We start from the raw sequence: 13,212 nt of genomic DNA, 5'->3' as shown, positions 1-13,212 counted from the left end.
TTAATCTGTTCCCACTGATCATCTCTTAATGCATAGCGTTTAGTCATGAAAAAATAATGAGGACAGGTTAGATTTTCTCAAGCTAATTGATGACAGACCCTAAGTTCAACCTTGTATGGGTTCGCAATCTGATAGCGATGCTCAAAGAAAATTTCACAATTATTGAGCAGATTATTGCGAATGACTTTCATCACTTCTTTGCGCCCCAAGTCTTTTTCAAACTGGCTAAAATCGGGCGTGATGATCATGCCTTTCAGTGTGGTTTTATTGGCACTTAACTGTAATTGTTCAATAATCGTATTTTGATCAATCTGCAATGGTAAAGTTCTGGAATCCTCTGCACTGAGCACTGCGAGCAATTCATTCAGCTCAGCTTTTTTCTGAATTTTAAATTTGCTGTCAATAATATTTTTTTCTTGAAGATATTGGTCAAATTCAGAAGCATGCACCGGTAAGGCGACACTGCTAAAACCAGTCAAGAGTGCCAAAGCCCAATATTTTTTTTGCATTGTATAAAATCACTTTTTATTCCATTTCAACAATGATTATAAGAGCTGAGACAAAAAAAGCACCAGAGATTGGTGCTTAATTTATGAAGATTCATCTTAAAAAATTAGTCTTTTTTCAGATTTTCATTAATCAGGAATTCAACCAAAGCTTTTTGCGCGTGCAAGCGGTTTTCAGCTTCATCCCAAACTACGGCATTTTTATGGTCAAGCAGATTTTCTGAAATCTCTTCGCCACGATGCGCAGGCAAGCAGTGCATAAACAAGCAATCCGGATGTGCAAGATCCATCAGACGTTCATTCACCTGATAATCTGCAAAGGCTTTTTCACGGATCTTTTGTTCTTCTTCCTGGCCCATGCTTGCCCAAACGTCAGTCACGATCAGGTCGGCATTCACCGCTGCATCTTCAGCAGAAGGAACCAGTTCCACGCAATGCGCAAATTCAGACAGGAATTTTTCTTGTGGCTCATAGCCTTTTGGCGCTGCAATTTTCAGATTAAAGCCCCACATATGTGCAGCTTCAATATAAGAGTTACACATATTGTTGCCATCACCGATCCAGGCAACAGTTTTCCCTTCGATTGAGCCACGTTGCTCGACATAGGTCTGCATGTCAGCAAGTAACTGGCAAGGATGGTGGTCATCTGTCAAAGCATTAATCACTGGAACTTTTGAATAAGATGCAAAACGCTCCACGATATCATGACCGAAAGTACGGATCATCACGATATCCAGCATGCTTGAAATCACACGTGCAGAATCTTCAATCGGTTCACCACGACCTAACTGGGTATCGCGTGAAGACAGGAAAATCGCGCTACCACCAAATTGGCTCATGCCAGCTTCAAACGAAACACGCGTACGGGTACTCGATTTCTCAAAAATCATGCCCATCACTTTACCAACAAATGGTTGGAACACTTCATTGTTATGCTGTTTGCGCTTAAGCTCAATTGCGCGTTGCAAAATCTGGTTAAGTTCTAAAGTTGATAAATCGCGTAAGGTGAGAAAGTGACGGAGAGCCATTCGTTACTCCACAATAATTGCCGAAAAACTCGATCAACAATCAGTTGTTGGTTAGTTTAAGAAAAAATACGGAATCGGCTAATATACTATAAGCAATGAAAAATGCAAAAAAACTAGACTTTTTGATGACCGTCTAAAAAGCGATCCACACAATAACTGATGTATTTGTCGATTTCCTGATCATCTTCCTGTACCGGAATTCCCATCAGAATACGCCATTCCAGATTACGCAAAATACCAAAATACAGCTGCGCCGAATATTGTGGATTTTCGCAATGCAATAAACCTTGCGCATCTGCCTGTTCTAAAGCCGTGGCAATGGCGCTTTGCAGATGCACCGGGCCTCGCTCATGAATATGTTGAGCAAGTTCTGGATTGCGCTGACTCTGTTCCAGTACCAGACGCATAAAGGCCGAATTTTCAGGTTGCATGATCTGGTGATAAAAATTAAGCAAGGTGTGTACTAAATAACTACGAAAATCCAGCGCCATCAGTTCGATCGGAATACTGATATCTTCAAAAAACTTAATACGGCGATAATCGCAAATGGCTTTAAATAAGCCTTCTTTATTGCCAAAGTACTTATAAATAGAGGCTTTGGAGCCACCGGCATGCTGGACGATATCATCCAGAGATACAGCGTCATAACCCCGTTCCAGAAATAGCTCGGTTGCACTGATCAGCAGCGCAATACAACGCTCATGACCACGTTTGGTCTGTGGCAGATCTTTGGCGAGCGGTTCTAGGGCGAGGTCTTGCATAGGAGATAGTACATCAACATGTCAATAGAGATTGAAGCGCCATCATAGCAAATATATGCACATATTTCATAATTGCGCCAGATAAGTGCGCTATTTGCTAATTAGGTAAAGCAAAACTTAAAAATTTGACTAAAGTTTTAGAGTATTTGTTCTATCGGGTTATGGAATGAGCAAGCCAAATGAGTATACTCGAATTTCAATAATTATAGCCAAGACTGTGGAAAAGGAAGATGACAGAACAAATGTCTGCAGGTTTAAGATTTAGACAAGCACTTGAAGTCGAGAAACCATTGCAAATTATGGGCACAGTAAATGCCTATGCTGCCATGATGGCCAAACAGGTCGGTTATAAAGCCATTTATTTATCAGGTGCGGGTGTCGCGAATTATTCTTATGGTTTGCCTGATCTGGGCATGACCAGCCTGGATAATGTTCTTGAAGATGTACGCCGAATTACTGAGCGTGTGGATACACCTTTACTGGTTGATATTGATACCGGTTGGGGCGGTGCATTAAATATTGCCCGCACGATTAAGCAGATGATTGCAGCAGGAGCCGCTGCGGTTCATATTGAAGATCAGGTGGCACAGAAGCGTTGTGGTCACCGTCCAAATAAAGAAATCGTATCGCAGCAGGAAATGGTCGATCGTATCAAAGCGGCTGTAGATGCGAAAACCGATTCAAACTTTGTGGTGATGGCGCGTACCGATGCGCTGCAAAAAGAAGGCCTGCAAGCCGTGATTGATCGTGCTTCTGCCTGTGTTGAAGCGGGCGCAGATGCGATCTTTGCTGAAGCGATGACCGATATCACCATGTACCGTACAGTGTGTGATGCGGTCGGTGTTCCAGTCTTGGCAAATATTACCGAATTTGGTGATACGCCGTATTATACGGTAGATGAATTGGCCGAGCAGGGCATTAGCATGGTGCTGTATCCATTGTCAGCGACACGTGCAATGCAAAAAGCCGCACTTGAAGTGATGCGTTCGGTGCGCGAACATGGTACTCAGGTAAATGTGCTGGATATCATGCAACAACGAAAAGAACTCTACGAATTTTTAGATTATCACAGCTTCGAAGACACATTAGATAAACTGTTTAAACAGGAGAATTAAAAAAATGGCTGAAGGAAAAGTACTCACTGGCGCAGGATTGCGCGGACAAGTGGCAGGTAAAACCTCACTTTCAACAGTAGGCAAAAGTGGCGCAGGCCTGACCTATCGCGGTTATGACGTACAGGATCTGGCTGAACATTGCCAGTTTGAAGAAGTCGCTTACCTGATTTTCTTCGGAGAATTGCCGACATCAGAGCAATTGGCAGCCTATAAAGCCAAACTGAAATCCTTGCGCACTTTACCTCAGGCATTAAAAGAGGTCCTTGAGCGTATTCCTGCCGACTCGCATCCAATGGATGTGATGCGTACAGGCGTTTCTATGCTGGGCAATCTTGAAACTGAGCTGTCGTTTGAACATCAACAGGATATCGCAGACCGTATTTTGGCAACTTTGCCGGCAATCATTTGTTACTGGTATCGTTATAGCCATGACGGCGTGCGTATTGAAGAAAATACTGACGATGATTCAATCGGTGCACAGTTCCTACATTTACTACATGGTGAAAAGCCAAACGAATTACATGAACAGGTGATGAATGTTTCCTTGATTCTGTATGCAGAGCATGAATTTAACGCTTCAACTTTTACCGCTCGTGTGTGTGCATCAACGCTGTCAGATATGCATTCCTGTATTACCGGTGCAATCGGTTCCTTGCGTGGCCCTTTACATGGTGGTGCTAACGAAGCTGCGATGGACATGATTGAAAACTGGAAATCACCAGAAGAAGCTGAGCGTGAAATGCTGGGCATGCTGGAACGTAAAGAAAAAATCATGGGCTTCGGTCATGCGATCTATAAGGACAATGATCCGCGTAATGGCATTATCAAAGTCTGGTCTGAGCGTTTGGCCAAAGATGTCGGTGATACGGTACTGTATCCAGTCTCTGTACGCTGTGAAGAAGTCATGTGGCGTGAGAAGAAATTATTCTGTAATGCGGATTTCTTCCATGCATCTGCCTATCATTTCATGGGCATTCCAACTAAGCTGTTTACCCCGATCTTTGTCATGTCGCGTGTGACAGGCTGGGCAGCGCATGTGATGGAACAGCGTGCAGACAACCGTATTATCCGTCCAAGCGCGGACTATACCGGTCCTGAACTGCGTAAAGTAGTGCCAATCGCTGAACGTTCTACCGCAGCTTAATCTGTTTCTGTAGTAAAAATAAAAAATAAGGTCTCAATTGAGACCTTATTTTTTTTAGTGAATTCTGTTATCGACTTAACAGTGCCGGATCTTCAATGCTATAACCTGTTTCAAAAGGAATACCCAGATACTTTACTATTACCAGGGTTTTATTCTGTTTCGGAACTTTATAGGCCTGGCTAATTTTCAAGCCTTGCTGATAACTGACTGCTTGCTGAACCGGACTTTTTTGTAAGCTGGATTTTACTTGATATTGATAGGTCCATTTTGGCACTTTTTCCTGAGGATCATGCCAGGCAGGCGCGCTACCTTTCGTTGTCTTTAACACCTTAAGCTGTGGCTTTGATTTTTGAATTGGATTTAATGGAACTAAACGTTTTTTGATTTTGGCAATGTCCTGATCAAACTTGCGACTGTCTTGATCATAATCGATGCGCTTGGTTTTAGGATTGATATATAAGGAATTGACCTGAACCAGTTGATTTGGTTTTTGGGATTTAAAATTATAATAATACAGTTGAGGCAAGCGTCCACGACCATCAAGATAATGACGCATGATATAAAGCTTCTGTTCTTTGACTTCATAGCCTAGAACTTCAATATTTTGTGGGCCGCCTACAGTAGCGAAAGCCAGACTGGGCAAGCTCAGAGGGAGCAGAAGCAGTGCGGTTTTAATATTCATGGTCATTCCACCCTCAAAAAAATAGATTGGCATTTGATCATGCCAATCTATCTTAAAATACGGTAGAAATAATGAAGCTTATTCAGGCTATACAGTAACTTTGAAAGCTTAGCTGTTATTCAACAGATTGATCATGTCATGTGCAACCACAGCTGACAGTTTGTTGAGGCGTTCAAGTGGCGAGCCTTTGAGATAATACTGGAACTGATGGATTTGCGTGCCGTCATTAATGGCCACAAAAAATGTTCCTTCCGGTTTCTCTGATGTCGCGCTACCACCTGGTTTAAGTAACCCTGTACAGGCGATAATCCAGTCAGCATCACGGAACATTTTTTTACCTGCTTCCGCCAGAGCAACCGTTACCGGCATAGATTCCGCGGTATGACTATTGATCAGATTCTTGGAAATGCCCAATACAGAAGTCTTGACACTTACATCGTAGCAGATCAAACCACCAATCAGAATTTCGGCACCTTCTCCTTTACAAATGGAGAACTGGCTACTGAGATATCCAGAACTTGCGCTTTCGATAAAGGCAATTTTTATGTTTTTCTCTTCGAGTAAGCCGCAACAGGTTTTTATCATAGTCTCTATATTTTCTTTTCTTTGTGGGAGTGATTTTAGATCAATTTAGACAGATTTTTTCTGTCGATCAACTCCAAGTATATTTATATTTTTATGAAAGTTAAAATTTTTTTCATAGATTAGTGTAATTTCATGTTGATCTGATCGCAAAATCTGAATGGTTAAAGCTTGGGCTATTTTCAAAAATAGAGGTTTATTCTCAGGCGGAACAGTGGTAAAAATAAAAATAAAGTGCTTAGTGAAAGTAGGGTGTTGGAATGAAAACCACAGTAAAATATGTAGTCTTAAAAAGTCTTGACTATCAATTGGGTACACCATTATTTCAGGAAGAAATTGACGCTGATGGTCAATATTTTGATCAGATACCAAGCACAATTTCTTATCAGAACTTGCAGTTCAAAGTAAAAAGCAAAGAGCTTAAACGTTTGCATCTGGCCGAAGAGCAGGAAGATACTCAAACGATTATCGTCAAAGTAGTCAATATCTAATAAAAACTGAATAGAATAAGCCTCTTTTAAAGAGGCTTATTTATTATAAATAGATTAATAAATATAATTACAAACAATGATTTGATCTAAGTTTATACCAAAATAATAAGTAAAAATATTTGAATTAAAGTCAAGGTAAATTCGAAACAGCTTAAGTTTTATTGGTGAGGTCATGTTAAGTATCGTATTTCTCCACAGTTAATAATATTCAAAAAGAATTGTATTTTTAATGTTTTATTTAATTTTTTAAAAATATAGAAGATTTAGATTTATTTTTATATATTTATAAATATCAATAGTATGGTTATTAAGTGGGTCTGTTTAATAACGCTTTTTAAATTTTATTAAATATTTTCCTATATATGAAATAGGACTTAAGTCATTCCTTTTATTGGATAATATATTTTTGACCTATAAAATCTTTCATTATGTTTCTGTTGCATTATAGTCAGGTAATTTATGTTGCGCATTAATCTCTACTTCAAGTACTTAGCTTACTATTTATTACATTGAATTAATCTGTAACAGGTTAAAGGTTGGCGAAATCTAAAAAATGCGTAGAGTAGATATTAAGTCGAAACCTATCGGCTTTTAATTTAAAGCAAATAGTAAGGAATACCACCATGGCTAATAATCAACAGCAAGACCAACAGAAACAGCAGCAACAACAGCAACAGCAAAATCAACAGCGCAATCAAGATCAGCAGCGTCAACAAAACAACCAGCAAAACCCAAATCAGCAACAAAATAACCAGCAACAACAACAGCCGCAGGGTGGTCAACACAACCAGCAACAGCGCGACCAGCAGCAACAAAACCAGCAAGGCCAACAGCAACAACAGCCACAGCAAAACAGTAACCAGCAACAACAACGTTCACGTAATCAACAAGATCAGTGAAAGCCACAGCGTTAATCTTTTTTAAGATATATGCTCTTCATAAAAAAACCGCCTGATTCAGGCGGTTTTTTTTATATTTCATTGCACGATTAGACTAAGTATTTATTAACACTGAATATTGGCTTTTAGCTTGTAGAAATTCAAGGCATTGTCTAGGTCTGTGAGCAACTCTTTTTCTGTATATTCCTTGGGTGCAAGTTTTAGCAGAGCAGGCATATAGTTATCTTTATATTCTTTAGGATATTGTTCACACAGGATGCGTGTTCTTTCTTCCAGACTAATTGTTGAAGAGTCGAGTTTGTCCAGATAAGCACTGAGTTGATTATCTGACTGTTCAAACTGCGCTTTAATATTTGCAGCAGCCTCGGCTGAATTCTCTGCTTGCTGTTTTTGGCAGCCGCTTATTGCCAGACTCATCAATAAAGTAATTAGGATGCGATTTTTCATGCTGCCAAAATATTGTTATTGCTCATATGAAAAATTATAGAGAGAAATGACTAAAAAGAAAGCAATGATCTATAAACTTTATGAGACATTGAACATTCATAACATCCGATATTGACTGAAATAAGGAATTTTCTTCTAAAAATCTAAATTAACCCATTCTCACTTATAGGTTTAGCAATTCTTCTTGGGTTTTGGTTATTTAGTAATCTTATTTTCTCATTAAAAATATTTTTGGATAAATTACAGTCATTTAATTAACAAAAGTAATGGTTTTTTCATATTTTGAAACATTGCATCTATATATCCTACACAGATTGGCTGCATGGCTAGTGATATCTTGGCGTCATTCTAAGAACTTAATGAAAATAATTAAAAATCAGCACATTATAAGGCCTGTTTAATTTAGGAGAGTTAAACAGGCTTTTTCTTTTCCGTTTTAAATCTTGTTTTTTCTTTGCTGATTGTATTTTTTGCTCACTCTCTTTCACATAAGTTTTCATACACAACATAAAGCCTGAAAATTCCCTCAGGAGAGATACATGAATAGATGTTATTTATATATCTCTTTTCACGAAAAGACAGGACAAAGCTATGATGAGATGTATATGCGCATTTGGTATGGGCGTGATGGTCGGCTGTTGTTTTAAATCTTGCAAAGAGAAAATGTGTCAGATGATGAGCAGCAAGCATTGTAAAAGTGATCATTGTAAAAAGGATCAGACGACTCAAGCTGAAGAGCCTGTACGAACTTAGCCCCAAAAGCTTCAATTTTATTTAAAGGCTAAACAGAGCTGAGTACTGAAGTTGTTCTAGATCGCTGATCCAATCATTTTGTATTGAGTCATTCTATATTTAAAGCAATAAAGCTTGATGTTGGATCGAGCTTTTTACACTCAGGAGAAAAACATGATGCAATTTATATTTTGTTTATTTGGTCTTCATGGTGCGACTGAAATTAACTACACGTGTGACCATGATGAGGTCAAACAGTGTCGTGATTGCTTGAAAAATATTGAATAATGTGCCAAATCATCAGACATATTAATGAAGATCGATCCCCGTTCAATCATCAGTTGGCGGGGTTTTTCTTTACTGATAAAATTTTTGGATCTAAACATAATTTCTCACAAGGAATAGTTTATAAGAAAAATATTTCAATAGGATTACGTTTTGATAAATTCTTAGTACTTAGAACTGAAATAGCAAAATACAATAGAATATATGTAGGTGAGCATCTGCGCTCGAATTCTTGAAGCAATTCAAAAGAGGCCAAAGGCTGAAACTGCATTAGATGGTTAGTATCGAATGATTAAGGCCAATCATCCTAAAGATTTTACTGAAATGAAAAGACTTTTTCCGGCAGTGGATAAGCTTAGAAAATTTCATGTATTCGATATCGGCTCGCACGCGAATTCATATTCTTTGCTGTACCATTTACGATCAGGCTGAACAGCTTATTTGCTCAGATGGACTTCAGGAATTGTGAAATGTAAAAGAGCACTTGAAGGAAAGTTTGTCTTTTAAAAAAACTGAATGTGCAACATAAATAACATTGATGTTTAGCAGCAGATGTCATATTTATTTCTTAATACAGATATGAAGTATGAAGGAGATGCATATGACAAATAAGCCAGAGCAAGAATCAAATCCGCATAAAGAATCAAATGATGATAAAGGGAATCAGGCATCTTATAAGCATGTCAAACCAGAGAAAAAACCCAATGCAGAACCAGAAAATCCATTGAGAGAGCAAAAATAGCTTTTTCATATGGACGAAGCCCTAACTTGGTTTAGGGCTTTTTAATTTCCCGATAAACCTTGATCTCTAGGCTTTGCAATAAATTCATCTTTCATTTCAAAGAAAAATTCATGGGCTTGTTCATGATCGCAGTGCAACCAGTCATGTCGTGATTCTTCCGGAATCACAATAATCGAGCGTTTTTCGTCATTCGGGTCATGAAACTGTTTCATAAAGGGATGTTGATCTGAATTTATGGTCAGCATCGAAAATGATCTGATTTTCTCACCATCAATGTGTGCGTCATCATAAATCGCCGCCACGGTAAAAGGATTGCCATCTTCACGTGAAATGCCAAACCAGTGCGATTTACCGTCTATATATTTAGGTTCATAGAATGTATCGACCGGTACTAAAGCAAACTGGTTGTTTTTCCAGGCATGTCGAAAACTTGGTTTGGATGCTACTGTTTCTGTCCGTGCATTATAAGTATGCCGGCCATATTTTAGTTCTTTCGCCCAGGTTGGAATCAGTCCGAAACGTGCGATATCCAGCTCATACTCGTCAGCACCACGCATAATGATTGGTGCGGGTGCTAAAGGATAAATATGCGTTTTCATGCCCAGTTCGAGTTGCTCTTCATGAATATCTAATAAGGAAAGACGTTTTTTTGAGGGGAATTCATAGTTCGAGCACATAAATAACCTCTTTCATTCTAATTATTGTCTGCTAAAGAACTAAGGTATAAAAATGATGGGCTCAAAACAATTCGAAAGCGTAAGTGTAGTTTTAACACAAAGTAAGAATACGGATTAACATTAGTTTATCTTCTTTATAGAATAGTATTCCTTTAAAGGACTATTCTATAAATATGAAGATTAAAATATTTGCGTTTTTAATGATTAAATGCAAAAGCTCACCAAGTTATTTTGTAGGGCAGGTGCTCAAAGCTTTTCCTTGTCCAACTGAATTGATAAAGTTTCCAATCAGAAATTCACTCTGTCTTAAGGAATCACGATGATCTCCATTTTTGAGGAGATGGAAGACGATAGATTTTTGCTTTGTACATACCTGCTGGTAGTAAGCATAAGTACCACGATCATCGACCAGTTGATCTTTCTCACCTTGTACCAGCAGAACTGGCACAGTCGGTTTCATATTCTCAATAGACTGTTCTTTTAAATAATTGGTCAAAGGTGCCAGATTTACATTTGAATTAAAGACAGTCTTAGATGCTTGTTTTAGGTCAGATTGTAATTCTGACAAACAGCGACTGCGTGCATGATTAAGAATTTCTCCCATTTCTGGGCTCACTAAATTTGCTGGAGCAAGCAGCGGATCTGCAGCCTCTGCTCCTAAAAGCACAATTGGAAAAAATGCGGCGACATTAGTCGTGATTTGCGAATTGCTGGCAACATATTCAGCGATTCCTTCATATTGATAACTGCCTGGTGCCAGTGCAATTGCCCCACGAAGATTAAATTCAGGCGCATCTTTTTGACCGGATGCTGCAACTTTAATAGATGCTGCACCTCCTTGACTATGACCCATAACATACCAATTTTTACTAAAGCTATAAGGCTTTAAATGGTGGATCGCTCGTACAGCATCAACGACAGTATGCAACTGACTTCGCGCATTCATATAAGGATGACCGCCCGGAGTGCCTAAACCTTGATAATCAGGTGCAACGACTGCATAGCCGCGAGCGAGCCAGGCATTCAATGCTTTAGCAGCGATTTGCTGATAGACATGGACTGGCCCGCCCACATAATCCCCAGAGGGTGCACATGTATCAGCAACGCCAGTTGTACCATGCGCCCAAGCCAGAACAGGCCAGCCATCTTTAGGGAATTTGCCTTTAGGTAACAAGATATAGCCTGAAGTGACAATGGGTTCGGATTTTGTGCCACGACTGCGATAATTAATTAAGAAACGTTGTGAGGCATTCGTAAACAGATCAGTATTTTGTTCTTGTATAGATAATATTGTACCCGGTATTTTTTCCGAAATATGAGATGCTTGGATTTTGCTGTTATCGGGAAGTGGAGGAGAGGCTATTGCATATGTTGAACCTGAACATAAACAGCTCATGATTAATTTAATAATAGGAGATTTAATTTTCATCGCTGAAACCATTTTCCTTTTTATAATGTCATTTTTAATGTAGCAGCTTTATTTATGTTTCTAAATTAACTCTGCACAGAGTTTGTAAACTAAAGCTTTTAAGTTAAGGCGAATGAGCAGTACAACAAGTTATTTTAGTTTAGCTAATAACTTCATATAAGCACTTATATTTTAATGTGGTTCTGATCTGTGAGTAGAATTCATATCATGTCTAACCTCACTAATACGATCATAAATCACTTTTCGCATTCGGTTTATTACTCCCAGAGGTTTGTGCTCCGGTAGTGTATGCCATGGTGTAAAAGAGAGATTTTCACAAAACTTGTTTTGTTCAGGTGTATCAAAAACTTGCTGAGGAATGCGGATAGTTGCGACCTTGTAAAAAGGCGCCTCACTTTCTTGCCATTCAGTCATGGAATCTTCGACTGACATGGTGTTTGATGTTCTAGGCTGTATCAGAAACTCCATACATGCTTCACTTTTTTGCAAATGTTTGCGCAATTTTTCTCTTAGAAAATTATGATGCGGAGCATGTGGAAGAGGATCTGTCACTGTCGAACATGCTTGAGCTGAATACTTTATAGCTTGACGATCAGTGCCTATTCCTAATTGATAGGGCACCATAGACCAATATCTAGTTTGCAAAGGATTAGAAATTTTATTTCTCGTATTTAAGGCAATCCAGGTTCCTTTAGCTCCTAATGCAAAAGGAATATGCAACTTATTGAAAAATCTATCGCTATTTATATCTTGCATAAATGACATATATCGGACTGGATCATTCACAAAAAAGACAGGATGATTGATCATAATGAAATCTTGAGTAGAGGTTTCATCATCTAAAAGCTTTTCTCCCGGTACAGCCAGAAGTTTTATCGCCATGCCACGGGCATCTTTTTTAATATCTGCTTGTTGGGCATCTTTAGAACCATTAGAGAAACGAATCCAGGCTTGATATGTTTTTCCCGGAATAAAAACACCTTGAACCAAGTTTTTAGGAAGAACTTCATCTACTTTGAATTCTGAACGTACACAACCATGTGCTTTGGGATGGGCATCACGTAGCGCGATACCTGTGGAATACTCTTTCCGAATCGATAGCTCAATTATATCTGCGATTTTTTCAGTTATGTTTGCTTCATCAGGATAAAGACTTTCACTTAAATGATGATCTATATGGGGATGAATATTATCTTTTGGAGAGTTAGATGCTATAGGGGAAGCGTTAGCATATGCAGCACTACAAATACTTATTGCCATTAGAGGGAGGAAGACTAGACCCGAGCATAGAGGTCTTATAAAGTTAGGCATTGATTTTCTCCTTGCTATAAAGCTAGAGTTAGTTTTAATTTTTAGCCTATGATCTGAAATTCTTTGGACATACTTTAGCCATAAAATAATTGTAATGTCTGTATGATTGTTGATCTTCAGATTTTAAGTCCATCCAGTCTCCTTTCTAAAATTTTTCCACTCTTTATCGTGTGCTCTATGTAAAAGTAGATTTATGTTTTTACTTTGATTTAACTCAACACAGAGTTTTTTACTTTAGCAAAATTTATCCATAAACTTATGAAAATTTATTTTTAGACTAATGCGAGATGCTCGTAGCAAAATCAAGAGTCGTCGAATACAGTGCTATAGAAATTTATTGAGTTTAAAATTTTGAAAATATTAGGGTCTGTTGACATTTAC

The 13,212-nt window shown here is 38.5% G+C and carries 14 protein-coding genes; 5 read left to right on the top strand and 9 right to left on the bottom strand.

The features are described 5' to 3' along the window. Positions 1-77: 77 nt before the first annotated feature. The 3 genes from BFN00_RS13690 to BFN00_RS13680 all read right to left on the bottom strand — a co-directional run bounded on the left by BFN00_RS13690 (position 78) and on the right by BFN00_RS13680 (position 2,295). Positions 78-509, bottom strand: a complete 432-nt coding sequence (locus tag BFN00_RS13690; protein WP_071852140.1) for a hypothetical protein — start codon at positions 507-509, stop codon at positions 78-80. 104 nt (positions 510-613) lie between these two features. Next, positions 614-1,534, bottom strand: coding sequence for an ornithine carbamoyltransferase (gene argF / locus BFN00_RS13685; protein WP_004280178.1), 921 nt, complete (start codon positions 1,532-1,534; stop codon positions 614-616). A 113-nt stretch (positions 1,535-1,647) separates the two neighbouring features. Continuing rightward, complete coding sequence (locus BFN00_RS13680) at positions 1,648-2,295, bottom strand: TetR/AcrR family transcriptional regulator (RefSeq protein WP_071852139.1); 648 nt, start codon at positions 2,293-2,295, stop codon at positions 1,648-1,650. Positions 2,296-2,525: 230 nt separating this feature from the next. On the opposite strand from BFN00_RS13680, the gene prpB reads away from it, so the two are divergent. Continuing rightward, positions 2,526-3,410 (top strand): methylisocitrate lyase, encoded by an 885-nt coding sequence (gene prpB / locus BFN00_RS13675; RefSeq protein WP_071852138.1) that lies wholly within the window; start codon positions 2,526-2,528, stop codon positions 3,408-3,410. A 4-nt stretch (positions 3,411-3,414) separates the two neighbouring features. Continuing rightward, positions 3,415-4,554, top strand: coding sequence for a bifunctional 2-methylcitrate synthase/citrate synthase (prpC, locus tag BFN00_RS13670; RefSeq protein WP_071852137.1), 1,140 nt, complete (start codon positions 3,415-3,417; stop codon positions 4,552-4,554). A gap of 67 nt (positions 4,555-4,621) precedes the next feature. Here the strand turns inward: prpC and BFN00_RS13665 are convergent, their stop codons facing one another. Both BFN00_RS13665 and BFN00_RS13660 read right to left on the bottom strand, forming a co-directional pair. After that, positions 4,622-5,242, bottom strand: a complete 621-nt coding sequence (locus tag BFN00_RS13665) for a hypothetical protein (protein WP_005100825.1) — start codon at positions 5,240-5,242, stop codon at positions 4,622-4,624. Between the two features lie 102 nt (positions 5,243-5,344). Beyond that, positions 5,345-5,821 (bottom strand): CinA family protein, encoded by a 477-nt coding sequence (locus BFN00_RS13660; RefSeq protein ID WP_071852136.1) that lies wholly within the window; start codon positions 5,819-5,821, stop codon positions 5,345-5,347. 257 nt (positions 5,822-6,078) lie between these two features. On the opposite strand from BFN00_RS13660, the gene BFN00_RS13655 reads away from it, so the two are divergent. Next, positions 6,079-6,309 (top strand): hypothetical protein, encoded by a 231-nt coding sequence (locus tag BFN00_RS13655; protein WP_004280185.1) that lies wholly within the window; start codon positions 6,079-6,081, stop codon positions 6,307-6,309. Between the two features lie 623 nt (positions 6,310-6,932). Then, the gene (locus BFN00_RS13650) at positions 6,933-7,208 is read left to right on the top strand and encodes a hypothetical protein (RefSeq protein WP_005107131.1); all 276 of its coding nucleotides are present in this window, start codon (positions 6,933-6,935) and stop codon (positions 7,206-7,208) included. A 105-nt stretch (positions 7,209-7,313) separates the two neighbouring features. Here the strand turns inward: BFN00_RS13650 and BFN00_RS13645 are convergent, their stop codons facing one another. Then, positions 7,314-7,655, bottom strand: a complete 342-nt coding sequence (locus BFN00_RS13645) for a hypothetical protein (RefSeq protein WP_071852135.1) — start codon at positions 7,653-7,655, stop codon at positions 7,314-7,316. 1,618 nt (positions 7,656-9,273) lie between these two features. Between BFN00_RS13645 and BFN00_RS16000 the strand changes: the two genes are divergently transcribed. Then, positions 9,274-9,414: a hypothetical protein gene (locus BFN00_RS16000; RefSeq protein ID WP_005107128.1), complete on the top strand. Its 141-nt coding sequence runs from the start codon at positions 9,274-9,276 to the stop codon at positions 9,412-9,414. A gap of 41 nt (positions 9,415-9,455) precedes the next feature. Here the strand turns inward: BFN00_RS16000 and BFN00_RS13635 are convergent, their stop codons facing one another. From BFN00_RS13635 to BFN00_RS13625, 3 genes are all read right to left on the bottom strand, one after another. Further along, on the bottom strand, positions 9,456-10,091 hold the full coding sequence (locus tag BFN00_RS13635; RefSeq protein ID WP_071852134.1) for an SOS response-associated peptidase: 636 nt from the start codon (positions 10,089-10,091) through the stop codon (positions 9,456-9,458). Positions 10,092-10,317: 226 nt separating this feature from the next. After that, positions 10,318-11,532 carry an alpha/beta hydrolase family protein gene (locus tag BFN00_RS13630; RefSeq protein ID WP_431605054.1) on the bottom strand — a complete coding sequence of 405 codons (1,215 nt, stop codon included), beginning with the start codon at positions 11,530-11,532 and terminating at the stop codon, positions 10,318-10,320. 159 nt (positions 11,533-11,691) lie between these two features. Then, positions 11,692-12,831, bottom strand: a complete 1,140-nt coding sequence (locus BFN00_RS13625) for a catalase family protein (RefSeq protein WP_071852133.1) — start codon at positions 12,829-12,831, stop codon at positions 11,692-11,694. Positions 12,832-13,212: the final 381 nt, after the last annotated feature.

The organism is Acinetobacter sp. AR2-3 (assembly GCF_001878775.1).
In the GTDB taxonomy this organism is placed as follows: Bacteria; Pseudomonadota; Gammaproteobacteria; order Pseudomonadales; family Moraxellaceae; genus Acinetobacter; species Acinetobacter lwoffii_D.
This window is presented reverse-complemented; position numbering and strand designations above follow the sequence as displayed.